Consider the following 26,590-nt stretch of genomic DNA (forward strand, 5'->3'; position numbering starts at 1 on the left):
CCGCCCGGGCCCCGCGGCGTGGCCCGGCCGCCGGGCTAGGCCAGGGGCTTCACCTGCTCTATGCCCAGCAGCACGTACTCCGTAGGGGCGCCCAGCAGCAGGAGCCGGCGCCCATAGAGCCCCACCCGGCAGCGGCCCTGGTCGGGCAGGTCGAGGTCCAGCTTTAGGTTGCCGAAGTTGAACGTATCGGCCGAGGTGCTGAGCAGCTGCTGCAGGGCATCCAGCAAGGTGGGCTGGTTAAGGCCGCCGGCGGCCAGGGCCACCAGGGGCTGCCCCGCCAGCTCGGCGGGCGTGGTGCCCAGCATCCGGGCAAAGGCTCCGTTGCTGAAGTGCACCTGCAAGCTGGCGTTGAGAGCCACCACGGGCTCCAGCACCGTTTCCTGCATGCTGGCGGCAAAGCGGGCATTGTCCTGGAGCTGGGCTTCCAGGTTTTTCAGCTCCGTAATTTCGGTGAAGGTGATGACGGCCCCGCTGATGTAGTTATCGAGGGTGCGGTAGGGCAGGATGCGCATGTTGTACCAGTCTCCGGAGGTGGTCTGGATGTTGGCCTCAACGCTCACGAGGCGGTCCAGCACCTGCTGAATGTCCTCGGCCAGCCGCTCGTGCCGCAGGTTAGAGGCAAAGTGCGCCAGGGGGCGGCCAATGTCGCTGGGCAGCAGGTTCACGATGCGGGACACGGGTGGGGTAAACCGCTTGATGAGGCTGTCGTTGTCGAGGAAGATGATGGCAATTTCGGTGGCGTCCAGCAGGTTCTTCATGTCGTTGGCCGCCTGCGAGAGTTCCTCCGTCTTGGCCAGGTACTGCATGTTCAGGGTCATCAGCTCCTCGTTCAGGCTCTGCATCTCCTCCTTGTTGGTCATGGCCTCCTCGTTGGTGCTTTGCAGCTCCTCGTTGGCACTCTGCAGCTCCTCGTTGGTGCTTTTCAGCTCCTCCAGGGAGCTTTCCATTTCCTCAATGGTGGTTTGGAGGCGGTGCTTGGTGTACTGCAGCTCCTTGTTTAGGGCGGCCACGGCGTCGTCGCGGTTCAGGCCACCCTCCGAGTTGTCTTTGGCCAGGCGCACCCGGCGCGGGGTGGGCTGGTCCTCAAACACCACCAGCAGCAGCCCGGCTAGTGCCTCCGGCGCCTCCAGGTAGCGCACCGTCAGGCGCAGCAGCTGCTGGCCGGCATCCGTTTTCACCCGCAGGTTTTCCACTTTTATTTCCTGGCGGTTTTGCAGGGCCCGGTGCACCGCCCCGCTGATTTCGTAGCTGAGCTCCTCGCGGGCCATGTCGAAGATGTTCATGTTGCCCAGGCCCGGGGCTGGCTCCAGGTACTTGCCCGTGCGCCCGTTCACGTACAGGATTTCCCCCTTGGCGTTAATGACCACCGCGGGCGGGGAAAAGGAGTGCAGCAGCACCCGCTGCACAATGGAGGCGAAAGGCCCGCCTTCGCGCCGGGTAGAAATGGAGGGCAGCATACTGGGAGAGGAGAGCGGCGCCACGGCAATGTGGCGGGCCAGCGAAAAGGAAAAGTTGAGGAGCCGGGGCAGCGAGGCGGCCGTTTCGATGCGCCGCGAAATCTTCCATTTCAGGTCCAGGGGCTGAAACAGGTCCTGAAAGCCGGTGATGTTTTCACTGGGGCCCAGGAAGAGCAGCCCGTTGGGGTTCAGGGCGTAGTGGAAGATGGGCAGCAGGCTTTTCTGCAGGTCGGAGTTCAGGTAAATCAGCAGGTTGCGGCAGCACAGCAAATCCAGCTTGGTGAAGGGCGCATCCTTGTTGATGTTGTGCAGGGCAAACACCACCACGTCGCGCACTTCCTTGCAGATCTGGTAGTGCCCATCCGTCTTCACGAAAAAGCGCTGCAGCCGCTCCGGGCTCACGTCGGCGGTTATGTTTTCGGCGTACAGCCCCGCCCGGGCAAAGTCTACGCCCTCGGCCGATATGTCGGTGGCGAAAAGCTGAATTTTGAGGTGGCGGTCGGGGGCCACTTCCTCTATCACCTCCAGGAGCAGAATGGCCAGCGAGTAGGCCTCCTCGCCGGTAGAACAGCCCGGGGCCCACACCCGCACGGTGGTGTGGGCGGGCTTGTCGGCAATGAGGGGCCGCAGGTGCTGCTGCAGGTTCTCGAAGGCTTCCTGGTCGCGGAAAAACTTGGTGACGCCAATCAGCAGTTCCTTGAACAGCTGCTCTACCTCGTGCGGGTTTTCCTGCAGGTAGCGCACGTAGTGCGTGAACTCGGCAATCTGGTGGGAGTTCATGCGCCGCTCAATGCGCCGAAACACGGTATTGCGCTTGTAGTGGCTGAAGTCGTGGCCGGTTTGGGCCCGGATGAGCAGAAAGATTTTCTGCAGGGCATGCGCCGGCTTCGAAGCCGACTCCTCGGGGTTTTCGCGCGAGAGGCGCGCCAGCATGGGGCGCTCCACATACTCCAGCAGCTTGGCCGGCATCAGTTCCGGGGCCAGCACAAAATCCACAAACTCGGTGGCCAGGGCCGCGCGCGGCATCGAGTCGAAGGCGGCGGTATCGGGGTCCTGCACCATCACCATGCCGAAGTTCTCCATCACCAGCTTCAGCCCCACGCTTCCATCGGAGCCCAGCCCCGAGAAGATGATGCACACGGCCCGCTCCCGGGCGTCCCTGGCCAGGGTTTGCAGGAAAAAGTCGATGGGCATGCGCCGGCTGGGCGGCAGCGTGGGCTTGAGCAGAAACAGCGCCCCGTGCATCAAGCTCAGGTAGCAGTCGGGCGGAATCACGTACACCTGGTTGGGGCGCACTTTCAGGCCGTCGGCGGCCAGGTGCACGGGCATGGGCGTGAAGCGCTGCAGCACATCCGGGGTCAGCTTCTCGGCCTGCGTGGGCAGCAGGTGCGTCACTACCACGAAAGCCATGCCCGAGCGGGGCGTGAGGTGGCGGAAAAACTGCTCATAGGCTTCCATGGAGCCCGCCGAGCCCCCCAGCATCACTATCGGAAACTTCTCAGGCTCGGCATACGCTTGCCGCGACTTGGGGGCGGCCGTGGGCCGCGCCGGAGTAGGGCCGGCAGTAGAAGACGGTAGGGGTGAAGACGCGGAATTTTCCGGCTCCGGGGCGGCGGCAGCTGACATGAAACGGAGAAAACGGAAAGCGGCTGAGCGAGGTAAGCAGCCGCTTAGGCAGCAGGCCAGCTGGTAGGTTCACTACTTCAAATTTACCGAAATACTGGCAGCATAGTATTGTAGAGCTAGTTTTTTGCCCGAAAAACGAAGCGCGACCAAGTACCCAGCCGGTGCCCTTACGTATGTGGGAGCCGAGCTCCGGCTCTTTTGTGTCTTCTTTAATGCAGCTACTGCATGTCTGCTCCCACGTCTTTAATTGTCATTGGTACTTCGGCCGGCGGCATGCCTGCCCTCACCCGTTTGGTAGAATAGCTGCCCCGTACGCTGGCCGCCGCCGTGCTGGTAGTGCAGCCCCTGGGCCCCGACTCCACGGGCGAGCCACTAATTAGTCGCCTCCGCCAGCACACCAAGCTGAAGTGCCAGCTAGGAGAAAACGAGCAGCCCCTGGAGGCCGGCAGCCTGTACCTGGCCCCACCCGACCGCCACATGCTGGTAAAGGATGGCAAGCTGCTGATTACCAAAGGGCCGCGCGAAAACAACTTTCGCCTCGCCGCCGATTCCCTTTTTCGCTCGGCCGCCGTAGCCTATGGAGCCAACGTAATTGGGGTGGTGCTCACGGGCATGCTGCACGATGGCACGGCCGGGCTGGAGTACGTGAAGCGGTGCGGGGCATCACGCTGGTGCAGGACCCCGCCGAGGCCGAGTTCCCAAGCATGCCCGAAAGCGCCCTGCGCGCCGGCGTGGTCGATTATGTGATTCCACTCGACCGGATGGGGGGCGTGCTGCTGGATTTGATAGCAAGGTCGGGGCCTGTGCTACAGAAAAGTGTTATTCCCGATGACTTGATCATGGAAGCCTCAATAGCCGAACGCGTTGTGGGAACTACCCAGGAAATAAACCAGGTAGGCCGCCAGGTGCCCCTCTCCTGCCCCGACTGTGGCGGCGCACTTTGGGAAATGCAACAAGGTGCCGTGCTGCGCTACCGCTGCCACACCGGCCACGCCTTCACGGCCGACTCCCTGCTGGACAGCTCCCATCATGCCCTAGAAGAAACACTGTGGGTGGCCCTGCGCATGATGGAGGAGCGCAAAAACCTGTACACCAGTATGGCCAGCCGCGGCGAAGGCAGCTGGAGCGTGCAGCAGGAGGAGCGCATCGAGGAAATCAAGGTGCACATCAACCGCCTGCGGGAGTTCCTTATCAACGGCAAAGACCCCAACGGCACCACTACCGCTCACGTGCACTAGCCCCAGGTTTTGCCCCGAAGCACCAGCCCGGCAGCGACGTTAAATAAGGCCCTGGGTGGCGGCGTATTTTATCAGCGCGGCCGTGTTCTTCACCTGGGCCTTCTCGATGATGTTCTGGCGGTGGGTTTCGATGGTGCGGCGGCTGGTGAAGAGCTTGTCGGCTATTTCGTTGGTGGTCAGGCCCTCGGCCAATAGCTTCAGCACTTCAATCTCGCGGCGCGAAAACCCGCCGGGCTTGGTGGGCGGGCCGCTTTGCGGCTCCGTGCTAAACGACAGCACTTTGCTCAGCAGCATAAAGCCCAGTTCCGAGCACAGAAAGGGCCGCCCCGCCGCTACCGTTCGGATGGCAAACGTAATTTCGTCCTTGCCCGCATTCTTGAGCACGTAGCCCGTGGCCCCGGCCGCCAGCATGTTCTGAATGTACTCCGGGTGGTCGAGCATGGAAAGCACCAGCACCCGGGTGTCGGGGTATTGCTCCCGCACCAGCTGGGTAGCCGTCAGCCCGTCCATTTCCGGCATGTTGATGTCCATCAGCACCACGTCGGCGGGCGTGGTTTCGAGCAGCGCCAGCAGCTCCCGGCCATTGTTGGCTTCGCCTACTACCGTAATACCGTCTTCGTGTACCAGCAAAGAGCGGATGCCTTCCCGGATAATAGCATGGTCGTCGGTGAGCAGAACGCGAATCATAACAGGGCGTGGAAGAAAGTAGAGAATAGAAGAAACCGTGGGCCTTTGTAACGGCAATTAGCCGACGAAGATGCACGGTTTTTCTCCTTCTCTTTGGCTTACGTCCTTAAGCTCAACCATATAAGCTCCTGCTTTTCCGGCATCCTACAAATGCCAACGGCCTCGGCAGCAAAGTGCTACCGAGGCCGTAGGAGTAGGCCGGGGCCCACAGAGTTTTTATTGATACTGGATGTAGAGCGGCTTGGGCGTAAGCTCGGTCAGCACTTCCTTGGGCGTCATGATGTGGTGGGGCTTGGGGCGGGCGTCGTATTCGTAGAACAGCTTGAAGCCGGTGTACTGTACTGGCTCCGTCTGGATGTAATCGTGGTAGGAGTCCTTTTTCAGCGTCGGTTCGCCGTGGCCGTCCATGTGCATCACCACCTGCACCCGCGGGTCCAGCTTGATGTTCTTGTAATTGGTCAGCATTTTCCGGGTGAAGCGGTGCACCGTCAGCACTTTCGGCGGCAGCTTGTTCTCGCTCACGAGGCGCGCCAGGTAATTGATGGTCCAGTTCACATCCTTGGCATCGAGGGTACCGATGCGCTGGTTGGGCCGGACGCCGGGCATGGTGGACAGGGAGAACTCGGGGTCGATACCAAGGTGAATGTCGGGCTGCTTCAGGTACTGTTCCAGCTTGGGTACTTCTACCTGCAGGGTGCTGTGGCCGGGCTGCACGTCGAGAAACAGAATGCACTTATGCTCGCGGGCCCAGGAAATTACCTCCTCGATGGTGGCCTTGGAGTTCATCAGGCGCCACTTGCCATCCTTGCCGGGCGTGCCCTGGGCCGTGATGGTAACGTTGTGCAGGGCGGCCTGCACCGGAATGCTGGGGTCGGCGGCCTGCCACTCCTTCAGCACGCCCTCAAACTTGCGGAACATCTGCTCCTTGGGCTCCCGGCCCAGAATGCCCATGCCTTTCGAGCGGATGTTGCCATAGAAGGCCACAATGCGGTGACCAGGCAGGATGGCCCCGGGCAGCTGCCCGTTTTTCCTGGCAATAGAATCAGCCTTGAGCGAGTCGCGGCGCATGGCCTGCTTTTTCAGGGCTATGGTATCCACTACCACAGGTTTCTGGGTGGTGCTGTCGGCGGTGGCCGTGGCGGTTTCGCCTTCCTGGCGGGCGCCGCAGCCGGGTAGCATAGTCAGGGAGAGGGCCAGGCCCAGGGAAGCAAGCACGGGCGCGGTGAAGCGCGAAGCAGTCCGGAAATAAGACACTGAAAGAAAAAGAATTGAGGGCGAATGGAGCCCCGAAGGTAGGGGGTTTTTTGGGGAAAACCGGAAGCCCGTTTTCCCGAATGCGGGTCGTAAGTCCGTTTTTAATGAACCTTTAATCTAGCCGCCTGGGCCCTGCGGCAACCTCCAGTGCTACTTGGCTCCGGCCGCCTAGAGCTTGCTTGCATACTACGGCCGGGGCCAAAGGCGGCCGGAAACTGAGCAGTAGAAGGGTAGAAACTAACCCGGGAAAACGAGGGCTGAAGCAGGAGGCTGGTCTCGCTATAGCGGGCCCGCAAGGCTGCGCACAAGGTGGCTTGACAGGTTTTTTTGGTTACCCGGAAATATTTCGGCGACCTGGTTGTTGTAGAATTATTCGTCACCTGAATTTCCTGTCACTGTGTTGATTACCAAATTATCCTTTCGCGCCCTGCGGCTAACCTGGATGCTCTGGGCGGCCTTGCTGGTACTGCCTGGCGCGGGCTGCAAGTCCGAAGCCGCCGAGCCGACCACCCAACCCGAGGCACCCGCCGCCACCTACCTGCAAAGCAGCACCCTGCTGGGTGAGTACTCCACCAGCGCCGTAGCTGCCCGGGTGTCCGACATCCCCTTTGTGGGGGCGCTGGCGAAGTACCCCATCAAAGTATACCGGCTTACCTACCGTACTCACGATGCTGCCGGCAAGGAAGTAACAGCTTCTGGGGCGCTGCTGGTGCCGCAGGTAGCGCAGGCGCTGCCCTTGCTCAGCTACCAGCACGGCACTATTTCTCCGGCCCAGGAAGACCGGGCGCCTTCGTACTACAGCTCCCGCAGCGAAATCTGGTCGGCGATGTCAGTGCTGGCGGCTAACGGCTACATCGTGTCGGCCCCCGACTACCTGGGCTACGGGGCCTCCAAGGCGCTGGCGCACCCTTACGAGCATGCCGCTACCCTGGCCTCAGCCTCGGCCGATATGCTGCGGGCCGCCCGGGAGTTCTGCGCGCAGCAAAAGGTGACCCTCAACAAAAAGAACTTCCTGCTGGGCTACTCCGAAGGCGGCTTTGCTACCATGGCCCTGCATAAGCTGCTGGAAGAACAACATGCCAGTGAGTTTACTGTGACAGCCAGCGCGCCCGGGGCCGGGGCCTACCACAAAACGGCTTTTGCCAAGTATATACTGGAGTCGCAGGAGCCGCTGGATTTTCTGAGCAGCTACGTGTGGGTGCTTAGGACCTATAACCAAGTCTATGGCTTGAACCGGCCGTTGACGTATTACTTCAACCAGCCCTACGCCACCCAGCTGCAGTCCGACCCCTTCGGCAACGTGCCCAAGCTGCCGGCTCAGCTGTTTACCAGCCAGCTGCGCACGAGTGTGCTCAACGGTACCGACCAGGTCCTGCTCGCCGCCTTCCAGGCCAATGATATCTACGACTGGCAGCCCAAAGCCCCGCTAGCCCTGTTTCACGGCACCGCCGACGACTACGTGCCGTACTTCAACTCGGAGGATGCCTACAAGGCCATGCAGGCCCGGGGCGCCACCCAGGTAGAGCTGCGGCCCATTGAGGGCGGTGACCATTTCTCCTCGGCCGCTACGTACACGCTCGGAGCCTACGCCTTCATCTCCCAGTACTACTAGTCAGTAGGGCATACTTTATAGAAAGTCGAAGCGGCCCTTTTCGCACGAAAAGGGCCGCTTCGACTTTCTATACCAGCCTGAATAGCCAGCTAGGGCTGCCTCCGCGCAGCACCCGAAACTGGGGCAGGTGGGCCATTCCAGATAGCCCTCCGCAGCCAGTACCCGGACAAGGAACTTAGGCCGCCGATAAGCCCGATCAGCAGGGCTGCTACCAAGGCCAGCAGCCAACCATTACCGCCGAGGGGCAAGAGCGTCGCTACGCGTTGGCTGAGAATGCCATCGGTGCGCAAGTGCAGCCAGGCGGCGGGTAGCAGCCAGCTTAGGGCCAGGCCTGCAAAGCCTGCCAGGAAAGCCCGGCCACTCCGGGTCCCGCGCCAAAAGCCCAGCGCCACTGCTACGGGCACCACGCTCCACCACGGTAAGAAAAGTTGGGCGCCGGTCGCAGCCAGAAAAATCAGCAAGAAGAGAAGCATAGAGCGCAAACAGGAGGGTAGAATTACTTGCCCTGGAGCATCCAGGCGGCGTGCACGCGGGGGTGCTGCTGATTAGGAGAAGCCAGGTAAACCAGCTCGTCGAGCTTGCCCACTCGCCAGGTTTCAATCATGTCGTCGTAGAAGCGGGAGCCGGGGTTGCCGGATTCCCCGCCCGGAAATACGCCGTAGGCTTTGGGCTGGGGTCCCAGGGCTACCACCATGCGCCAGGAAGGCCCGTTGCGCTGGGACGTGGCATTCACGATGCCCGCTCCGCCCCCGCAGTCAATGTCCATGCGGCCGAAGCCCGGGAGCTGAGCCAGGTGCAGGATGTCGGTGCTTTTCTGATTGGCCCAGCGCCACTCAGGACCCAGCGGGCCAAACTTGCGGGTAAGCGAGTCGGCCGCCCATTGCAGGGACTCCAGCGCCAGCTGCTCCAGGGTTTCAGTTTCGGGGGTGCGCTGGTCGTCTATCCAGCGGGAGGTTGGCTCTTTCAGGAGCAGCGTGGTGGTCCGGTCGCGGGAAGGGTAGCGTAGGGGCCGCTCCGGGGTAGAGCCAAATTCATCATCCCAGATGCGCTTTACCAGGTTCGGGTACCATAGCTCAAAAATGCTGGGACTGATGGCATTTGCCGCGTAGCGGTAGTTCCAGCGGCTGAGCTCCTCGTACACGCGGCGCTGGGCGGCGGGCAGCTGCTGAGGCTGCACCAAGGCAAGGAGGCGCGGCAGGATGGTGCGGGCATTCACGCCCACGTCGTCGTTCTGGAGCAGGCGCAGGGAGTCCACCGTCACCTGCGTCATGCGCGTCAGCCGCTCGTTGATGCGGTGTCCCCGGTCCCAGGGCGCAAAGTCCCAGCCAATGTAGTAGGGGTACTCCGGTCCCGCCGAAAACTGGTTGGCCGACGACACGAAGCCCCGCGCCGGATTTTTCACGTGGGGGTTGTGGGCCTGCGGAATCCAGCCTTTCCAGTCGTAGGCTGGGTCAGTGCCATCCAGCACGAACTTGCCCTGGTTGCGCCATTTCAGGGGGAAGCGGCCGTTGGGCCAGATGGCAATATCCTGCTGAGTGCTGGCGAAGATGAAGTTCTGGGCCGGCGAGGCGTAGGAGCGCAGCGCGGTGGTATAGTCCTGGTAGTTCCGGGCGCGGTTGAGGCGGTAGAAGGTCAGCACTTCGTTGCCGCCCTCGTGGGCCGTCCAGCGCAGGGCGTGGCGGATGGGCGTTTCGGCCAGGAAAGGCTTCTCGTCGTGGTCGTACACTACCGGGCCGTGGTGGGTGTAGAGCACGGTGTCTACCCGGTCGGGGCGGCCGCGCACGTGGAAGGTCTCCAGCTGGCGGCGCACGGGTTTCCAGCGCCCGTCGTGCCAGTACTCCCGCTTCGAGGCATCCCGAAACTTGAGCTGGTACCAGTCGAGCACGTCGGCGCCCACATTGGTAACGCCCCAGGCTACCTGCTGATTGAACCCGATAATGATGGTGGGAGCCCCCGGAATGGTCACGCCGTACACGTTCACGCCCGGAGCCACCAGCTGCATCTGGTACCAGATGCTGGGCAGGTTAAGCTGCAGGTGCGGGTCGTTGGCCAGAATGGGGAAGCCCGTCGCCGACTTGGCTCCGCTCACGGCAAAGTTGTTGGAGCCCAGCTCGGCATCGGGCTCCTGCTGCGGCACCTTGCCCGACTGCGCAGCCCGGAAGGAGGCGGGGGTTTCCGGCACCGCTACCGGGGTAAAGTCGCGGGGTGCGCCCACGGGCACAATCGGGTCTTCGCGCTGGGGGTAGTCCGGGAACAGGTCCTTCACTACCTCCGGCCCAAACTTGCCCAGGATGTTCGACATGCGCAGGTCGTCGGAGCGGCCGCTCAAATCGAAGGTCATGAACTTGAGCAGCAGGGCCGACTTCAGGGGCTGCCAGGGCTCAGGCGCATAGTTGAGCAGCTTGTACTCGAAGGGATAAGTGCGCGGCGTCAGGGACTGGATGTAGGCATTCACCCCGTCGGAGTACGACTCCAGCACTACTTTAATGGTTGGGTCGGCCATCATCACCCGGAGCGACTGTTCGGCGCCGTGCTTGAGCCCCATGCGCCGGAAAAACCGGTCGGTTTCCAGGCGGCTTTCCCCCACAATTTCCGACAGGCGGCCGGCGGCCACGTGGGTCTGAAACTCCATCTGCCAGAGCCGGTCGTGGGCCGTGAGGTAACCCTGGGTGTAGTACAGGTCGTGGTCGTTCTGCGCAAATACGTGGGGCACGTGCCGGTCGTCGAAGCGCACCTGCACGGGCTGTTGCAGGCCGGGCAACCGGAGGGTTTGACTAACGGGGAAGTCGTTGGGCGCTTCGGCGTTGCGCCAGAAACCCTGGTAAGGACTCAGAAACTTGCCCATCGGCGGAATATCCCCCTGCTTGGTGTTGAGCACCCAGGTGAGGACCCCCGTGAGAGCAAGCAGCAGCAATGCCCGGATATAAAGTAGCATAGGCAGGAAAAGCAGAAAGCCAGCCCTGAACATCCGATAAAAAAAGGCCCCGCGCAAGTCAGCTCCAGAAGAAGCAGGCCTCAGATCTTAAATGCCAACGCCCGGCATGATGGACATGCCGGGCGTTGGTGATATTCGGTGCCTTGTGGCGGAAGCTACAGGTTTTCCTTCTGCCGAACCAAGCCGGCAATACCCCATTGCTGCAGCTTCTTTTGTACCAGCTCGGCGCTGGCGCGGTCGGTCAGGTTATCCACGATAACGCGGTTGAGCGGCTTGCCCGCCTGCACGTTGGTGGCTACGCGCACATTCAGCGTCTTGTCGAGGGCCAGAATCCGGTTCTGCACGGCTTCGGCATTACGCACGTCGCCGAAGGTGCCGGCTTGTACAATAAAGGTGGGCGCGGGCTCGGCTACTTTCACTACATCGGCAGCTTCAGTAGTGCCCGGCTCAATGCTGGTAGCCAGAGCCACCGTGGTAGAGTCGCTGGCCAGCGCGGCCAGGTCAGCCGGGGCGTCGGTGGGGCCCAGGGGCGTTTCCGCCGATACCACTTCCGCTATTACAGAAACGGCGCCGTGCGTAACGATGCCCAGCGGACGGGCGGCAATTTCGGAAAGGTCCAGAATGCGCTGGTGGCGGAAGGGGCCGCGGTCAGAAACGCGCACCACCACGGCTTTGCCGGTCTGGGGGTTGGTTACCCGCAGGCGGGTGCCGAAAGGCAGGGTTTTATGAGCGCAGGTATACTTGTTGCGGTCGAACCGCTCCCCGTTGCTGGTGCGGTGCCCCTGGTGTTCGCGGCCGTACCACGAAGCGCGGCCCCGGAGCACAGTTTTCTTGCGGGTTGCCTTGGCGGGAACTTCCTCGGCGATGCTGGTGCGGGCCCAGGCCCCTGTCATCGGGGCAGAGAGTAGCACTATCAGTAGCGCTATCATCAAGCCCGATACATCCATTCGGTAAAAGAACTTCATAGCTGTTCGTTGCATTGGTGAGCGGGACAAAACTACTGGCAGTGTGCAAAAGCTTTTGGCAATGCCCAAATTGGCATACCTACTTCATGGGTTGTTTTTGTCCTTTTTATAGAAAATTTGCACAAAATATATGTACTGCCGAGTAAATAAAATAGCGCTTTGCATTGGACAGCGCGTTTTTTTGCATTATATGCAGGCCTCTCCCGTTGGTAAGGAAAAATAAGATAATCCGACGGTTAAAAAATTTTGTCATTTAGGAGGGCACTACAAGAAACGGTTGGTTGCACAGGTCGCCAAAATTGCCTATGGAAGTAGCCGCAGTCGTTCCGCGCTTTTTGCCGTAAGTTGCTGCATGGATTTTGGCCGTCTTTCTGACCTTCGCTACGTTGATTTTCGTCTTCCCCCCACGCACCCTGGCACGGTAGCTACGCTGGCGCGCACAAATGCTCCTGGCCTGCCAGCCATCTACGTGGGCTGCCCTATCTGGACCAACAAAGCCTGGCTGGGCAGCTACTTCCCGGCGGGTATCAAAGACGCGGAATTCCTGAGCTACTACGCCCGGCAGTTCAACAGCATCGAGCTGAATACCACCCACTACCGCATTCCCGATGCCCCTACCGTGCGCAAGTGGAAGGCTGCGGTGCCGGCGCACTTCCGCTTTTGCCCCAAGCTGCCGCAGAGCATCAGCCACGAGCGGCAGCTTTATAATGCCGACGACCTGACGCTGACGTTTTGCCGGGCCATTGAGGAGCTGGGCGAGAACCTAGGCACCGCGTTTCTGCAGCTGCCGCCCACCTTCGGCCCCGAAAGTCTGCCACGCCTGGAACGCTACCTGCTCGATTTCCCTTCCTCCGTGCCCCTGGCCGTGGAGTTGCGCCACCCGGGCTGGTACACCGATGCAGGCCTGCGCGAATCGGTGATGGAAATGCTGGAAGCCCTGGGCAAAACCCTAGTGCTGACGGACGTGGCCGGCCGCCGCGACGTGCTGCACATGCGCCTCACGACCTCCACGGCCTTGGTGCGCTTCAACGGACATGGCTTGGTGCCCAGCGACTACCGGCGGGCCGAGGAGTGGGCCGCGCGCCTGGCCGACTGGCTGGCGGCCGGGCTGCATACGGTTTACTTCTTCATCCACCAGAAAGACATCCTGCACTCCCCCCTCTGGACGCAGTACTTCCTGGAGCAGCTCACGGCCCGCACGGGACTGGAGCTGGTGCCGCCCCGCATCATTCCCCAGCCCGTACAAGGGAGCCTGTTTTAAGCTGAACAAGAAAGTGTTGCTTGCCTCACCCGCTACCCCCGTCAACTTCGTACGGAAGACCAGTCTATACCTGTCAGGCGTTTCTTTGCTATGATTTCACGTTTCCTGTTGCGGCTGCTTGCGCTGCCTTTGCTTACGTTGGGGGCGCTGCCCGTTGCTGGCCAGGCCCTGCGCACCCCCCCGAAAGACCCCACCGCTACGCAGTGCCTGCTGCTGCCCCTAGACCCGGTACGGCGGGCCGACCGTTCCGGCCTCATCGTAGAGGGCGAAGTGCTGGATGCCCGCGGCTTCTGGGACGCCAACCACCAGCGCATTTATACCGCCCACCGCCTGCGCATATATAAGGTGTGGAAAGGTGCCCCTGGGGCTACTGTGACGGTTATTACGGAGGGCGGAACGGTAGGCCTCGACCGCCAGGACCTCACCAACACCCTACGCCTGACTCCGCACGAGCAAGGGGTTTTTTTCCTGACGAAGGCGAACTTTACCGGGGTTGAGCAGGCTGGTGTTTGGACGCCCTATGGTAGCCAGCAGGGCTTCATCCGTTACGCCCTGAGCGAGGGTACCGCCGCGGAGCCTTTCCGGAAGTACGGGCGCATCACCCCCGCGTTCTACGCTGCAGTAGAGGAGGCCGCCGACGGGCACGTTAGCCGGGAGGTGCAGCCCAACCAGCCCCTGACGGCGGCCCTGCAGGTGCTAAGCCGCCGCCTGGCCCGCCGTCAGCTGGCCCTGATTTCGGATCTGGGGCCGCTGAGCATCACGGCGGGAACCGGCGAAATTCTGACCATCAATGGCACGGGCTTTGGCAGCAGCCGGGGCACGGGGTACGTGGCGTTCCGAAACGCCGACGACGGCGGCGCCACGGAAGTGAAGCCCCAGGATTCAGACTATGTGAGCTGGAGCGATGCGCAGATTCGGGTACGGGTGCCCACCTACGGGCTGGAAGGGAAAACGGCGGGTAGCGGCCCCGTGCGAGTTGTCACGGCGGCGCAGGAGGAGGCTACCAGCGCCGCACCCATTACGGTGGTGTACGCCGTGAGCACCGTGCAAACCAACGGCACCAACGAAATTGTCCGGCCCAACCACATCAACACCAACAACCGGGGCGGCTACACCTTTCAGCCAGCGGCCAACTTTACCAGCCGCGCCGGGGCCCCCGAGGCCTTTCAGCGGAGCCTGACCACCTGGCGCTGCCAGACGGGCGTAAACTGGGAGTTGGGCGCCGAGCGTACGGGCACCGTGGCTGCCGACGACAACGCCAACGGCCTGGGTTTCGACTCGGGCAGCCAGCTGCCCGACCGGGTGCTGGGGCGCACCACCAGCTACTACCAGGGCTGCCGCCGGGCCGATGGCACCGTGGTCTTCACCGTCAAGGAAATCGACATGGTGTTTGACGGGGAGCAGCGCTGGCAGTTCGGGCCCGACCAGCCCACCGCGGGGCAGTACGATTTTGAGTCGGTAGTGGTGCACGAGCTGGGCCATGCCCAGCAGCTTTCCCACCTCATCCTGCCGGGGGCCGTAATGCACTACGCCATTGGCGCCCGGCAGGTAAGTCGGGAGCTAAACCCGGCCAGCGAAATTGCGGGTGGCCGCTTCGTGCTTAAAACGCGCAGCTTCCGGGCCCTGGGCTGCGGAGCCCGTCCCATGCTGCCCGCTCCCCTGGTGACGGTGGCCCCCAAAACCATTACCGCCGGCCAGGTAAGTATAGAATGGACTACCACCGCCGAGTGCTTCGTGCAGGAGTTCATCGTGGAGCGCAGCCAAGACACCAGTAGCTGGACCACGCTCGACCGGGTACCGGCGGGGGGAGCATCCTACCGCCTGCTTGATGAGCAGGCCCCCGAAGGACGGCTCTATTACCGCCTTGGGCTGGTGCGCCCCACCGGGGAAATTGACTATACCGGCCCGCAGCTGGTGACAGACGGTAGCCTGGCGCTGAATAAGCTGGAGTTGTTTCCCAACCCTGTGCGCTACGGCACCCCTGCGCAAGTACAGTTCCTCACGGATACAGATGCTATACTGGTGCTGCGGCTCTACGACTCGGTGGGCCGCGAAGTAGGGCAGCAGGTAGCGGCGCTGCAGGCCGGATACAACGTAGTAGTGCTCCAGCTGCCGGCCGGTCTGCGTAGCGGGTGGTACATGGTGCGCTGGAACGACCAAAGCGGCCACCGCGGAGCCGTGCCCTTCGTGCTGGCCGGGCAGTAGCGCCTACCGCTCCAGCAGCATGGCCCCAAACGAATAGCCCCCGCCAAATACCGTGACTACCACCCGGTGGCCAGGCTGTAGCTGCGGCAAGGTGTCGGCTAGGCCGATGGCGGCCCCGGCGCAGCCGGTGTTGCCCAGCCGCTCGATGTTGGAAACCGCGCACTCTTCGGGGAGCTCCAGGTTTTGGAGCACGTTGTTGGTAATGCGCTGGTTGGCCTGGTGCGGAATGAGGTAGCGGATATCAGCCACGGTGAGCTGGTTGCGCTCCATGATTTCGCGCGTAACCCGGGCCATATACTGGCAGGCGTGGGTGAATACGTCGCGGCCGTGCGGCATGATCAGGCCCCGCTCGATGGGCTTGAGCGTAACGCTCACGGTGGCCTTGCCCATGGTGGCGGCGCCCCCCGTTTTCACGTCCACAATGCGCAGGTCGTTTTCGTGGAGGCGTTCCTTGGAAATGAGCAGGGCGGCCGCGCCGTCGCCCCACAGGTGGCCGGCCATGGTGTCTTCCTCGTTGTTGTAGGCCGTGTTGTGCTCGGAAACCACCACCAGCGCCCGGGTGGCCTTGCCCATGGCAAAGTATCCTTCCACAATCTCCACCGCGTTCAGCAAGGAGGAGCAGGCTGAGGAAATGCTCACCACCGGAATATCGGCGACATCCACGGCGTGCTGCACGGCGTGGGCCAGCGTCACAATCGTGTCGTGGGGCGTGTAGGTCGCGCCCACAATCAAGTCAATCTGCTCGGCCGGAAACGCGGGGGCTTCGGCCAGGGTACGGCGCGTAGCCTCAATGGCCATGGTATTGGTATTCTCCCCGGGGCCCGCTTTGCGCCGTTCCCTGATGCCGGTGCGCTCCATAATCCACTCGTGGGAGAGGCCGTTGAGCGTGGTGAAGTGCTGGTTGGTAACTACCTGCGTGGGTAGGTAATAGGCAAGATGGTGGAGATACACAGAAGAGAAAGGAGCAAGTGAAAAGCGGGCGGCAAGGTACGGGCTCTGCCGCACACTTGGCTAAATGCTACAAGTGGCGCGTACTTTGCACGCGTCGCACTCGTTCAACGGTACACGCGCAATTGAGTTTTGTCTTTCATCTGATCCTGATTTAGTATGCACTTGTTTCGTTCGTTGGGCCGCCTGACTGCCCTGGTTATTATTGGCTTATTGCTTGCCCCACCAGCGGCGCAGGCCCAGAAATACCGCACGGCCGGGGGAGTGCGCTACAGCACCGGAAGCCTGGGCCTTACGCTACAGCAGAAAATTCTGGAAAAAGCCACCCTCGAAGGCATTGCCCTGGCCAGCAGCCGCGAAGTGTCGGCGACGGTACTGGCCGAGCGGCACTTCCCGGTGCTGGGCCCCAGCCTGAACTACTACCTGGGTGCCGGAGGGCACCTGGGCACGCACAAGGACAACGGCGGCTTTGGCGGCTTCGATGGTATGCTGGGCGTGGAGTATAAAGTGGCCTTCACCCGCCTGTTGCTGTCGGCCGACTTCAAACCCAGCATTGAGTTTGGGGGCGAAGACTGGGCGCGCTTTCCCGTGGGCTTCTCCTTGCGCTACGTTATTGTGCAGGACAAGTCCAAGGGCTTCCTGGGCATCTTCGGCTCCGATGACGACAAGAAGAAATCAAAGAGCAAAGAGGGTAAATCCAAACAAAAAGGCAGCGGCATCTTCGGCCTGTAAGTGTGTTGGGCGTTGTCGGGTTAGGGCTGAAATCAGTGGTGCCCCGACTAACGGGCAACGACCAACTTAAAATACAACTACACCCAGCAGAATACTGCCCACCACGCACAAGGCTAAGGTCAGGAAGTAGGTGGCACCCAATAGCACACTTTTCACCAGGGTCTTGCCCCAGCTCTGCTCGTAGAAGGTGCGCAGGGCCACTATAAAATACACCGCCGGCACCAGCCAGAGCCAGTCGGCAAGGTCACTTAGCCAGGGCAAGGCGCTGACGCCCAGCCAAAGGGAGAACAGCAGGAAAAGAAAGCAGTGTAGGTGCACCGTAAAAATGAGGTGGCTCACGTACCGCCGCTTGCGCCGGATGTACGCCCCCTTGAGCAGCAAGGCCGCCAGCGGCATGAGCAGAAACATCATGATGGAGCCGGCCCGCACCAGCTGGTGCACTACCTCACCCGTAGTAGCATCGCGCCAGCGCACGGCCCGCTTCACGGAGAGCCGCGTCAGAAACGAGGGGTGGCCGCCCTTGCTACGAATAAGGCTGTCTATTTCTGCCTGAGTTGGCTCTTCCGGCAGGCTCCTGATGTCGGCTGCCGTTAGTGAGATATTCCCGATGGGAAACTCCAAGTGAAAGTTGCCGCTGGATTTCTTGAGGGAATCGGCGGCGCGCGTGAGGGCTGCCCGCTTGCCGGCCGAGGCCAAACTGGCATTGGCCCGCAGCAAGGAATCCAGCTTCTGCTGGTTTCGGGCATCGGCCGCCAGCGTATTCTTTTCCGAGACGTCCAGCACCTTCTCTTGGGAATGCGGCCCCAGGTAGGAAAGCAGGAAAAAGAACACGAAGCTGATGAAAATGTACAGCCGGATGGGCGGCACGTAGCTCACGCGGTGCCCCTGCATAAAGCGGCGCGTGAGCTGCCCCGGCCGGAACAAAAGCAACCCAGCCGTGCGAAACACCTTGCTGTCGAAGTGAAAGATGCCTTCCAGCGTTTCTTCCACCACGTGGCCAAACGACACGTTCAGGTCGTGGTTCTGCTGCCCGCAGCTGGGGCAAAATTCGTCGGGCTGGTTGGGCAGGAAGGTGTGCCCGCAGTTTGCGCAGGCCGGAAGTTTGATACTGGAGTGCGCCATGGCAAAATAGGCGAGGCCCGCCGCGTAGCTGGCCCCGGGCTGCAAGTAAGCAGATAGCGCCCACTCCAAAAAATACCGGGCTGCCCTGCCATGCGCAAAGCAGCCCGGCTACGTCGGGTTAGTTCAAAAGAAGAAACGCTTAGCCGCGGCGCACGGTGCCCGAGCCGCTGATGCGCGACGACACCTGCGGGCTGCCCTGGTACGTAACCGAGCCCGAGCCGCTGATGCGGGCATCGAGGGTTTTGCTGGCGTACACGCGGCAGTTGCCCGAGCCGCTGATGCCTACGCTGGTAGTATTGGTGCGCAGCTCAGTGGCCTCAATGCGGCCTGAGCCGCTGATGGAGGCAGAGTTGCTATCGGCGCTGCCCGCAACCAGAATGCGGCCCGAGCCCGAAATGGAGGTGGTCAGCGCATCGGTTACTGCGTTTACCTGCAGGCGGCCCGAGCCGCTCATGCTCAGCTTGAGCGTGCTGGCCTTGATGGGCGTTTCGGCTACGATGGCGCCCGAACCACTTACGCTCAGCACCCGCACGGTGGGCATGGTCACGTACACTTTCACTGGCTGCTTGAACCTGTAGTCGTCCGTCCAGCGGCTGAGGCCACCTTTCTCGGGGCGCCGGATGCGCAGGCGCCCGTCTTTCACCGTGGTTTCAATCTGCTTAAGATCTTCGGGGGCAGCTTCTACCTCCACGCGCTGCTCCGGGCCCTGGCGCAAAATAACTTCCGCTGGCAAGCCCAGGGCAAGTTCCTGAAAAGACTCTACCACCCGCACGTCGCGTTGGAAAGCCAGCAGTTGGAAGGGGCGCAGCGCGGCTACAGTGAGCAGCAGTAAGAAGAGGCGTAACGTTTTCATAAGCAGGAAGAGGTTGGAGAAAAGAAAGTAAGGCTTGCTGGGGTACAGATGCGCCGGGCCGCCGAAGGGTTGCCTGCCTGATGAATACAACTCCCTAGAGGGAAGTGATAGGGCTGCCAGCTCAACTCTCCGCGGCGGCAGGAACACATGGGGCGGAGCGCGTAAGGTAGCCCTGCCCCCAGGCCACCAAAGAGTTAAGCAGAGGCTGCACCTGTTGGCCGTGCTCCGTAAGCAGGTATTCCACCTTCGGGGGCACCTGCTGGTAAACCACGCGTTGTACCAAACCATCCTGCTCCATTTCGCGCAGTTCCTGAATCAGCATTTTCTCCGTGATTTCGGGCATCAGACGCCGCAGCTCCCCGTAGCGGCGGGTACCCTCCAGCAGGTAGGAGAGAATCAGGAGCTTCCACTTCCCCCCCAGGACGTTCAGCGTGGTGCGCACGGGGCAGAAATCAAAGGGGCCGGGCTCGGCTTTGCCTCGCCACTGCGCTTCGGCAGCTTGTTGTTTGGTGAACTTCTGCATAAAATTTACTAGCTGATTATCAGCAAATCTGTGATAAAAGTAAGTAGCCTACTTTTTGGTAGGTACTTGCGAAAAGCGAAGTAAGCAATTTCCTTTGATTCGTGGTTGCTTTCTGCTCAGAATCCGCCCACAAGCCGGCTGCTTTTCAGCGGCTTCACTTTCTCTTTACCAATCTTCCTATGAACATTGTCATCACGGGGGCCACCGGCAACATTGGCACCGCCCTCACGCACGAACTACTGAGCCAAGGGCACCGCGTTACGGCCGTAGCGCGCCCCAGTGCCCGCCTCGATGCACTGGCTGCGGCCGGGGCGCATCCTCAGGCCGGCGACCTGCACAACGTGGCTTTCCTCACGCAGGCCCTGCGCGGGGCCGACGCCGCTTTTCTGATGATTCCGCCCAACGTCACAGCTCCCGATGTGCTGGCGCACATGCAGCAGGTAGGCCAGGCCATAGCCGAAGCGGTGCGTGTTGCTGGCCTGCCCACGGCGGTGCACCTGAGCAGCATTGGCGCCGATGAGCCGGCCGGTACAGGTCCGGTGGTGGGCCTTCACCACCAGGAGGCCCGCCTCAACCAAATTCCGGGCCTGCGCGTGGCCCACCTGCGCCCGGCCTACTTCATGGAAAACCTGCTGGCCAACATCGGCTTGATTCAGCACATGGGGATTACGGGCTCGGCCATGCGTCCCGATCTGGCTTTCCCCATGGTGGCTACCAAGAATATTGCCGCCCGCGCCGCCGCGCTGCTGACGCAAGGCTTTGAGCCGGGCTCGGTACACTACCTGCTTGGGCCGCAGAATTATACGCTCACGGAGGCCGCCCAGGCCATTGGGCAGGCTATTGGCCGCCCGGAGCTGCCCTACGTGCCATTTTCTTACGAAGACGCTAAGCAAGGTATGATACAGGCGGGCCTTTCCGAGAGCATGGCCAGCCTCTACGATGAAATGACGCGGAACATGAATGCCGAAAAAGTGATGGTGAACGAGGCACGCACCGCAGCTAGTGCTTCGCCCACCACGCTGGCTGAATTTGCCCGCACCGTCTTCGCGCCGGCTTTTGCTGGAGCTACGGCAGCCCAGGTGGCCTAAGCCGGACAAAATGGGTTAGGTGCCGACGGTTACGCTCAGCAAAAGGTCCTGCACGGCGGTAGTGCGGGCTTAGCGCTTTGTCAGGTGCTTAATATCTAGGACGGCTGACATGGCGGGGCTGAGGTGAAAAGCGGCGCTAGTCTTATCAGGTCCCCGGCTAAGCTACAAGACTATGGTCTGATGATAACACGCTCGATTACCGCAAATACCGTATCGGTAGCTCGTTGATTGTCTTTGTAGTCGATGTAAAACTCGCATTGCCAGTCAAACGAGGCAGCGTCTTTGGTTGCAATAGAGCCTAACTTCAGGTAGCAGGTGTCGCCCACCAATTCTTGTTCGATGTCAACGGGCGGCTGAGCCCGGACAAAAAGATGGTATAGGGGTAGTCGGCCGCGGCAGCCTGCTGCTTTAGGGTATTATTGGTCAGAAATACCTTACGCATATATGACTGGCCGGGGGCAGTGGTATCGGGGGCCATAGCTACGCGCCTCGTGCTGTAGAGGGAAATGCCCTTTGAGGCTTCTTCAACTGCTTTTTCGCGGGTAGGCTCAGTTGAACAAGCGCCGAGCAAGGTGACGATACCAACGCCCATAGCAGCGGTAGGAATCCATGAGGTGATGTGATATCTAAATGTCATTTTGGTAATTAGGTAGTCGTTGAATGCACGATACTGTGATTATCTCCACCGTGGCATCGGTCAAGAAGCAAGAAAAAGGCCGCTCACATCAACTAAAGTGAGCGGCCTTTTGAGCTTTCTGTTGAGGCTACCAGATTTTTACTCGGGCGCTGTCGGGGCGCCAGAGCTTGTTGGTCTGCCGCACGTTGAAGGCCTCGTAGAACTCCGGCACGTCGGCAAAGGGGCCGTTGATGCGATACTGCGCGGGTGAGTGCACATCGGTGAGGATGCTTTGAGCCAGCCGCTCGTCGCGCTGGTGCACCTGCCAGCCCAGGGCATAGCCCAGGAAGTAGCGCTGGGTAGGCGTGAGGCCCCCGATCTTCTCGCCCTTTTTGTACTGCTCGGTTTTCTTGAAGGCATCCAGGGCAATGACGATGCCGCCCAGGTCAGCAATGTTTTCGCCGGCCGTAGCTTTGCCGTTGATGTGCATGGAGTCGAGCACGGTGTAGCCGTTGAACTGGCGCACGATGCCGTTTACGCGCTGCTGGAACAGCTGCCGGTCTTTCTTGGTCCACCAGTTACGCAGGTTGCCTTTCTCGTCGTACTGGCTGCCTTCATCGTCGAAGCCGTGGGTTAGTTCGTGGCCGATGGTGCTGGCCCCCGCGTAGCCGTAGATGATGGCGTCGTCGGCGTCGGCATCTTTCAGGCCGGGAATGGCGAAGATGGCGGCCGGCAGCACAATCTCGTTGTTCGAGGGGTTGTAGTAGGCGTTGTACGTCTGGGGCGTCATGCCCCACTCCGTGCGGTCTACGGGCTTGCCCAGCTTGCTCAGCTCGAAGCGGTAGCGCCACTGGTTGGCGCGCATCACGTTCTGAGCGTAGGAGCTGCGGTCAATTTTCAGGGAAGAGTAATCCTTCCACTTGTCGGGGTAGCCTACTTTGCGGGTGATTTTGGTGAGCTTGCTCTGGGCTTTCTGCTTGGTGGAGTCGCTCATCCAGTCGAGCTGCTGGATATGCTCGCGGAAGGAGGTCATGATGTTGGCCGTGAGCTTCTCGTACCGCTCCTTGGTTGCGGGCGGAAAATATTCCTTCACAAACAGCTGACCCAGGGCCTCGCCCAGGGCACTTTCCTCGGCATCGAGCACGCGCTTCCAGCGGGGGCGCTGCTCCTTAGCTCCCTGCAGCACCGTGCCGTAGAAGCGGAAGTTCTCCTGGTCGAAGTTGCGGCTAAGGGTGGGGGCGTAAGCGTGCACCAATTGCCATTGCAGGTAGGCTTTCCAGTCGGCCAGCGGGGCGGTTTTAAGCAGGCGGCCGGCTTCGCGGTAAAACTCCGGCTGCCCTACAATCACGGTGTCGGCTTTGGTCAGCTCCATTTGGGCCAGCCAGGGCTGCCAACCCAGCCCCGGCGTGAGCTGGTCGAGCTGGGCAATGGTCATTTTGTTGTAGTTGGCGTACGGGTCGCGCAGGGCTTCGAGCTTGCGGGAAGAGGCCGCCAGCTTGGTTTCCAGCTGCAGCACGCGCTGGGTGTTCTGCTGGGCGGTGGCGGCATCCTGGCCCAGCAGGCCAAACATGCGCGTCAGGTGCTGCTGGTATTCCTTGCGGATGTTGCTGGTGCGGGCGTCTTTGTTGAAGTAATAGTCGCGGTTGGGCAAGCCCAGGCCGGACTGCCACAGCTGCAGCGCCATTTTCTCGCTGTTTTTGGCGTCCTGACCTACATACAAGCCCAGCAGGGCATTTACGCCCAGGGGCTGCAGACGGGCAATGGCGGCCTGCACATCCGCCACCGACTGAATGGCGGCAATGCGGTCCAGCTCGGCTTTGAGCGGGGCCACACCCTGCTTATCAATGGCGGTGCTGTCCATGCCAGCGGCCCAGAAGTCGCCGATTTTCTGCTGGGTGCTGCCCGGGGTGGCTTGGGCTTTGGCGGCTTCCTCGCTCAGGCTGCGCAGGCGGGCGTATATCTCGTTCTGCACTTCCTTGCCAATGCCCCAGTTGCTTTCCGAAGCCGGAATGGGGTGCTGCTTAAACCAGGTGCCGTTGGAGTAGGCGTAGAAGTCGTCGCCGGGGTGCACGGTGGTATCCAGGTTGGCCTGGATGAGGTCGGGGCCGGTGGCCGTAGACTTGCCGCCGGGCTGGCAGGCTGTAAACACGAGGCCCAGCAGCGGCGCCGCCAGCAGCCAGGGCCGCAGAATAGGGGAGAGGGTCATGGAAAATTGCGAATGGAAGAGGACGAATATAGCTCGAATGAGTTGTTTCGCGTAGCGGCAAGGACGCTGCTACCGTACCAGTTGTTGCCTGACCATGAAACTACCGCATTTGCTCCTGCTCAACTTTGCCCTGGCCGCCTACCTCACCGGCCTCATCTGGACGGTGCAGCTGGTGCATTACCCGAGTTTCGCGCAGGTTGCCCCCGAGAAGTTCCAGGCATTCCATCAGCAGCATTCCACCCGCATCAGCTGGCTGGTAATGGCCCCGATGGTGCTGGAGTTGTGCCTGGCCGGGTGGCTGGCCGGGCAGGCCCCGGAACTGGGAGTGGCCCGCTGGTGGCAACTGGGGCTGGTGCTGCTGGTGTGGGCCAGTACGTTCTTCATCACCGTGCCCTTCCACAACCGCCTGGGGCAGGGCTACGACTATGTGGCCATCGACGGGCTGGTGCGCACCAACTGGCCCCGCACCCTGGCCTGGACTTTTCGCTCCGGCCTGTTGGGCTGGCTGCTGTGGAGAGGAATGTGAAAGGCAATGTGGGTAAATGAGTTGAATGTGCTTCGTCACTCTTTTATTTTCTGCTGTCCTTCTTCATTCAAAACACTCTCTCGTATTCAGCACATTCTCCCCACATTCACCACATTTGCCCCATGCTGCCCGCCGCCGATGCCTTCCTGCCCGAACTCCAGTTCCAGACCAGCCGCAGCAGCGGCCCGGGCGGCCAGAACGTGAACAAGGTGGAAAGCCGGGTGGAGCTGCGCTTCCGCCTGCTCGACTCCCAGCTCCTGACGGACGAGCAAAAGCAGATCCTAGTCCAGAAGCTGGCCTCCAAACTAACTACTGAAGGCGAGCTGCTGGTCGTAGCTCAGGAAGACCGCAGCCAGCTGCGCAACAAGGAAACGGCCCTGCGCAAGTTTCATGAGCTCCTCCGCCAGGCTTTGCATAAGCCCAAGGCCCGCCGGGCCACCAAGCCCAGTGCCGGCACCGTGCGCCAGCGCCTGGAATCCAAGAAAAAACACAGCCAGAAGAAAGCCAGCCGGGGGCGGGTGCAGGACTGAGTGTTGCCCCCGTAGCCAGGCCGGGAGCCAACGCTTCGCCCTCAGGCTGCGTACTGCCCTCTGATTGTATTCTGGAACAGCTTTCTTTTTCCTTGCTGTATGACGACTACTGCCATCAACGACTACCTGACGCTCACGCACCGCCCCGACCTGGGCATGGTGACGGCCCGCTGGACGCGGCCGGCCACTTCAACCGAGCTGCGCGCCGGCTACCAGGAGCTGCTGCGCTACGCCAGCGGCTGCGAAGCCTGCCGCCACTGGCTGATTGACTCGCGCCGCCGCACCCAGGTAGATGCCCGGGATGTGCACTGGCTGGCCGAAACGTTTTACCCCGCTTTGCGCCACCACCTGCACGGGCAGGCTTATCTGGCCTTCCTGATTGCGCCCTATCAGCTCGACGACGTGCAGGACGACACCCTGCCCCCGCTGCCTCACACCTACGGCGACAACTGCTCCATCAACCAGTTCGTGGATGAGGCCGAGGCCGTAGCGTGGCTTAGCGCCCAGCCGTAGCCACGGCTACCAGAAAAGAATGGTCCGCCTGCACGCTGCAGCCGGACCGTTCTTTTTTGGTAGCGGAGCCTGATTACAGCAGCGTGCCGCGCAAAACCAGCGTAGCTACCGAGAAGTAAATGATGAGCCCGGTCACGTCAACCAGCGTAGCCACAAACGGGGCCGAAGCGGTGGCGGGGTCGAGGCCCAGACGCTTAAGCAGCATGGGCAGCATGGCCCCCGACAAGGCGCCCCAGAGCACAATGCCCAGCAGGGATATGCCCACCGTTACGGCAATCAGCGGCCAGAACGGCCCGAAGTAGCCCGGATCAATGACCTTGGCCCAGAGTACGATGCGCAACGAGCCAACCACGCCCAGAATAGCACCCAGCAGTGCCCCCGAAACCAGTTCCCTTCGCATCACCAGCCACCAGTCGGAAAGCGTGAACTCGCCCAGGCTCATAGCCCGGATAATGAGCGAGGTAGCCTGGGAGCCCGCGTTGCCGCCGGCCGAGATAATGAGCGGGATAAACAAGCCCAGCACCGCGGCCCGCTGCAGGTCGTCCTCGAAGTGGTGCATGGCCGAGGTCGTGAGCATTTCCCCAATCAGCAGAATCACGAGCCAGCCGGCCCGCTTTTTCACCATATCCAGCACGGGCGTATCGAGGTAAGGCTCGTCGAGAGCCTCCGAGCCGCCCAGCTTCTGGATGTCTTCGGTGTCTTCTTCCTCCCGGATGTCCAGAATATCGTCGATGGTCACGATGCCGAACAGCACGCCTTCGTTGTTGACCACGGGCAGGGCCACCCGGTCGTTGCGGCGGAACACCTCAATGGCTTCTTCCTGGTCCTGCATGGCCTTGAGCGACACAAACCGGCGGTCCATGATTTCGCTCACGCTTTTCTGCGGGTCGGCCAGCAGCACCTCCCGAATGCGAATATCGTCGATGAGCACGCCCCGGTGGTCGGTCACGTAAAGCACGCTCAGCGTTTCCGACTGCCCGCCGTGCCGCCGGATGTAGTCCAGCACCTGCTGCACCGTCCAGCTTTCCCGAATGGCAATGTAGTCGGGCGTCATCAGGCGGCCCACCGAGTACTCGGGGTAGCCCAGCAGCTCCAGCGTTACTTTGCGCTCGGGCTCCGACAGGGTCTGAATCAGCTCCCGCACCAGCTCATCGGGCAGAAACTCCAGCAGGGCCGTGCGGTCGTCGGGCGACATCTCGTTCAGGATGTCGGTCATCTTCTCCTGCGAGAGGTTGGCCAGGAAATGCTTCTGGATGTCGAGGCTCAGGTACTCGAACACTTCCGTGGCCAGGCGCAGAGGCAGCAGCCGGAAAATGATGAGCTGCTCCCGCTCTTCCTCCTCTTCGAGCAGGGCCACTACTTCGGCCGGCTCAAAGTGCTTGAGGACCTCCTTGAGCTTAAAAAACTCACCCTCCTGAATCAGGGACGTGATGGTTTCCGAGGTTGGCGTTTGAATCATCGGAACTGAGGGCGGTTATGCTTCGCTAGGCAAGCGGGTAGGTGTGAAAAATAGGCGCGCAAAAATAGGAGAAATGCCGGGGGCTTCCGCGTATCCAGCCTATTTTTCCGCCAAACAAATAGACTTCCTCCGCGAAATAAAACGGAAATAGGAGCGGGTGGTTCCCGGTTCAGCTTCCAAGTCTTTTTCGCTTTTAGGTTTCGGATGGGCTATACCTTGCAGTTGAACTGACGT

Annotated in this window: 20 protein-coding genes and 1 pseudogene; 9 read left to right on the top strand and 12 right to left on the bottom strand. The window is 61.3% G+C overall.

Translation table 11 applies throughout. The features are described from left to right. Positions 1-35: 35 nt before the first annotated feature. On the bottom strand, positions 36-3,083 hold the full coding sequence (locus tag FY528_RS11050) for a CheR family methyltransferase (protein WP_149071069.1): 3,048 nt from the start codon (positions 3,081-3,083) through the stop codon (positions 36-38). A gap of 336 nt (positions 3,084-3,419) precedes the next feature. On the opposite strand from FY528_RS11050, the pseudogene FY528_RS21560 reads away from it, so the two are divergent. Next, positions 3,420-4,321 (top strand): annotated as a pseudogene (locus tag FY528_RS21560) (chemotaxis protein CheB). A 39-nt stretch (positions 4,322-4,360) separates the two neighbouring features. Here FY528_RS21560 and FY528_RS11065 read toward each other — a convergent pair. Next, positions 4,361-5,008, bottom strand: a complete 648-nt coding sequence (locus tag FY528_RS11065; protein WP_149071072.1) for a response regulator transcription factor — start codon at positions 5,006-5,008, stop codon at positions 4,361-4,363. 216 nt (positions 5,009-5,224) lie between these two features. Further along, complete coding sequence (locus FY528_RS11070; protein ID WP_187632084.1) at positions 5,225-6,262, bottom strand: hypothetical protein; 1,038 nt, start codon at positions 6,260-6,262, stop codon at positions 5,225-5,227. Between the two features lie 397 nt (positions 6,263-6,659). Between FY528_RS11070 and FY528_RS11075 the strand changes: the two genes are divergently transcribed. After that, positions 6,660-7,874 carry an alpha/beta hydrolase family protein gene (locus tag FY528_RS11075; RefSeq protein ID WP_373281615.1) on the top strand — a complete coding sequence of 405 codons (1,215 nt, stop codon included), beginning with the start codon at positions 6,660-6,662 and terminating at the stop codon, positions 7,872-7,874. 89 nt (positions 7,875-7,963) lie between these two features. Here the strand turns inward: FY528_RS11075 and FY528_RS11080 are convergent, their stop codons facing one another. From FY528_RS11080 to FY528_RS11090, 3 genes are all read right to left on the bottom strand, one after another. Continuing rightward, a complete protein-coding gene (locus FY528_RS11080; RefSeq protein WP_149071073.1) occupies positions 7,964-8,347 on the bottom strand; it encodes a hypothetical protein in 384 nt (127 codons plus the stop codon). 23 nt (positions 8,348-8,370) lie between these two features. Continuing rightward, the gene (locus FY528_RS11085; protein ID WP_149071074.1) at positions 8,371-10,809 is read right to left on the bottom strand and encodes a penicillin acylase family protein; all 2,439 of its coding nucleotides are present in this window, start codon (positions 10,807-10,809) and stop codon (positions 8,371-8,373) included. A 155-nt stretch (positions 10,810-10,964) separates the two neighbouring features. Further along, positions 10,965-11,774: a septal ring lytic transglycosylase RlpA family protein gene (locus FY528_RS11090; protein WP_168681947.1), complete on the bottom strand. Its 810-nt coding sequence runs from the start codon at positions 11,772-11,774 to the stop codon at positions 10,965-10,967. A gap of 352 nt (positions 11,775-12,126) precedes the next feature. Between FY528_RS11090 and FY528_RS11095 the strand changes: the two genes are divergently transcribed. Together FY528_RS11095 and FY528_RS11100 are read left to right on the top strand one after the other, a co-directional pair. Beyond that, positions 12,127-13,035: a DUF72 domain-containing protein gene (locus tag FY528_RS11095; protein WP_149071076.1), complete on the top strand. Its 909-nt coding sequence runs from the start codon at positions 12,127-12,129 to the stop codon at positions 13,033-13,035. 90 nt (positions 13,036-13,125) lie between these two features. Beyond that, positions 13,126-15,240 (top strand): matrixin family metalloprotease, encoded by a 2,115-nt coding sequence (locus tag FY528_RS11100; RefSeq protein ID WP_149071077.1) that lies wholly within the window; start codon positions 13,126-13,128, stop codon positions 15,238-15,240. 3 nt (positions 15,241-15,243) lie between these two features. Here FY528_RS11100 and FY528_RS11105 read toward each other — a convergent pair whose 3' ends face one another. Next, a complete protein-coding gene (locus tag FY528_RS11105) occupies positions 15,244-16,191 on the bottom strand; it encodes a 3-oxoacyl-ACP synthase III family protein (RefSeq protein WP_149071078.1) in 948 nt (315 codons plus the stop codon). Between the two features lie 156 nt (positions 16,192-16,347). On the opposite strand from FY528_RS11105, the gene FY528_RS11110 reads away from it, so the two are divergent. Next, positions 16,348-16,920 (top strand): hypothetical protein, encoded by a 573-nt coding sequence (locus FY528_RS11110; protein ID WP_149071079.1) that lies wholly within the window; start codon positions 16,348-16,350, stop codon positions 16,918-16,920. Positions 16,921-16,986: 66 nt separating this feature from the next. Here the strand turns inward: FY528_RS11110 and FY528_RS11115 are convergent, their stop codons facing one another. The 3 genes from FY528_RS11115 to FY528_RS11125 form a co-directional block, all read right to left on the bottom strand. After that, positions 16,987-18,042, bottom strand: coding sequence for a DUF3667 domain-containing protein (locus FY528_RS11115; RefSeq protein WP_149071080.1), 1,056 nt, complete (start codon positions 18,040-18,042; stop codon positions 16,987-16,989). Positions 18,043-18,181: 139 nt separating this feature from the next. Next, positions 18,182-18,895: a head GIN domain-containing protein gene (locus FY528_RS11120; protein WP_149071081.1), complete on the bottom strand. Its 714-nt coding sequence runs from the start codon at positions 18,893-18,895 to the stop codon at positions 18,182-18,184. Between the two features lie 121 nt (positions 18,896-19,016). Continuing rightward, positions 19,017-19,418, bottom strand: coding sequence for a winged helix-turn-helix transcriptional regulator (locus FY528_RS11125; protein WP_149071082.1), 402 nt, complete (start codon positions 19,416-19,418; stop codon positions 19,017-19,019). Between the two features lie 179 nt (positions 19,419-19,597). Between FY528_RS11125 and FY528_RS11130 the strand changes: the two genes are divergently transcribed. Continuing rightward, complete coding sequence (locus FY528_RS11130; protein ID WP_149071083.1) at positions 19,598-20,506, top strand: NmrA family NAD(P)-binding protein; 909 nt, start codon at positions 19,598-19,600, stop codon at positions 20,504-20,506. Between the two features lie 764 nt (positions 20,507-21,270). Here the strand turns inward: FY528_RS11130 and FY528_RS11135 are convergent. Continuing rightward, positions 21,271-23,328 carry a M13 family metallopeptidase gene (locus tag FY528_RS11135; RefSeq protein WP_149071084.1) on the bottom strand — a complete coding sequence of 686 codons (2,058 nt, stop codon included), beginning with the start codon at positions 23,326-23,328 and terminating at the stop codon, positions 21,271-21,273. 94 nt (positions 23,329-23,422) lie between these two features. Here FY528_RS11135 and FY528_RS11140 point away from each other — a divergent pair, with 94 nt between their 5' ends. From FY528_RS11140 to FY528_RS11150, 3 genes are all read left to right on the top strand, one after another. Next, entirely contained in the window at positions 23,423-23,854 is a 432-nt protein-coding gene (locus FY528_RS11140) for a hypothetical protein (protein WP_149071085.1), read from the top strand. Between the two features lie 122 nt (positions 23,855-23,976). Further along, complete coding sequence (gene arfB / locus FY528_RS11145) at positions 23,977-24,384, top strand: alternative ribosome rescue aminoacyl-tRNA hydrolase ArfB (RefSeq protein WP_149071086.1); 408 nt, start codon at positions 23,977-23,979, stop codon at positions 24,382-24,384. A 99-nt stretch (positions 24,385-24,483) separates the two neighbouring features. After that, entirely contained in the window at positions 24,484-24,897 is a 414-nt protein-coding gene (locus FY528_RS11150) for a hypothetical protein (RefSeq protein ID WP_149071087.1), read from the top strand. Between the two features lie 73 nt (positions 24,898-24,970). On the opposite strand, the gene mgtE is transcribed toward FY528_RS11150, so the two are convergent. Continuing rightward, entirely contained in the window at positions 24,971-26,356 is a 1,386-nt protein-coding gene (mgtE, locus tag FY528_RS11155) for a magnesium transporter (protein ID WP_149071088.1), read from the bottom strand. Between the last annotated feature and the right edge of the window lie 234 nt (positions 26,357-26,590).

Origin of the sequence: Hymenobacter lutimineralis, from assembly GCF_008271285.1 — a bacterium.
Taxonomy (GTDB): domain Bacteria; phylum Bacteroidota; class Bacteroidia; order Cytophagales; family Hymenobacteraceae; genus Hymenobacter; species Hymenobacter lutimineralis.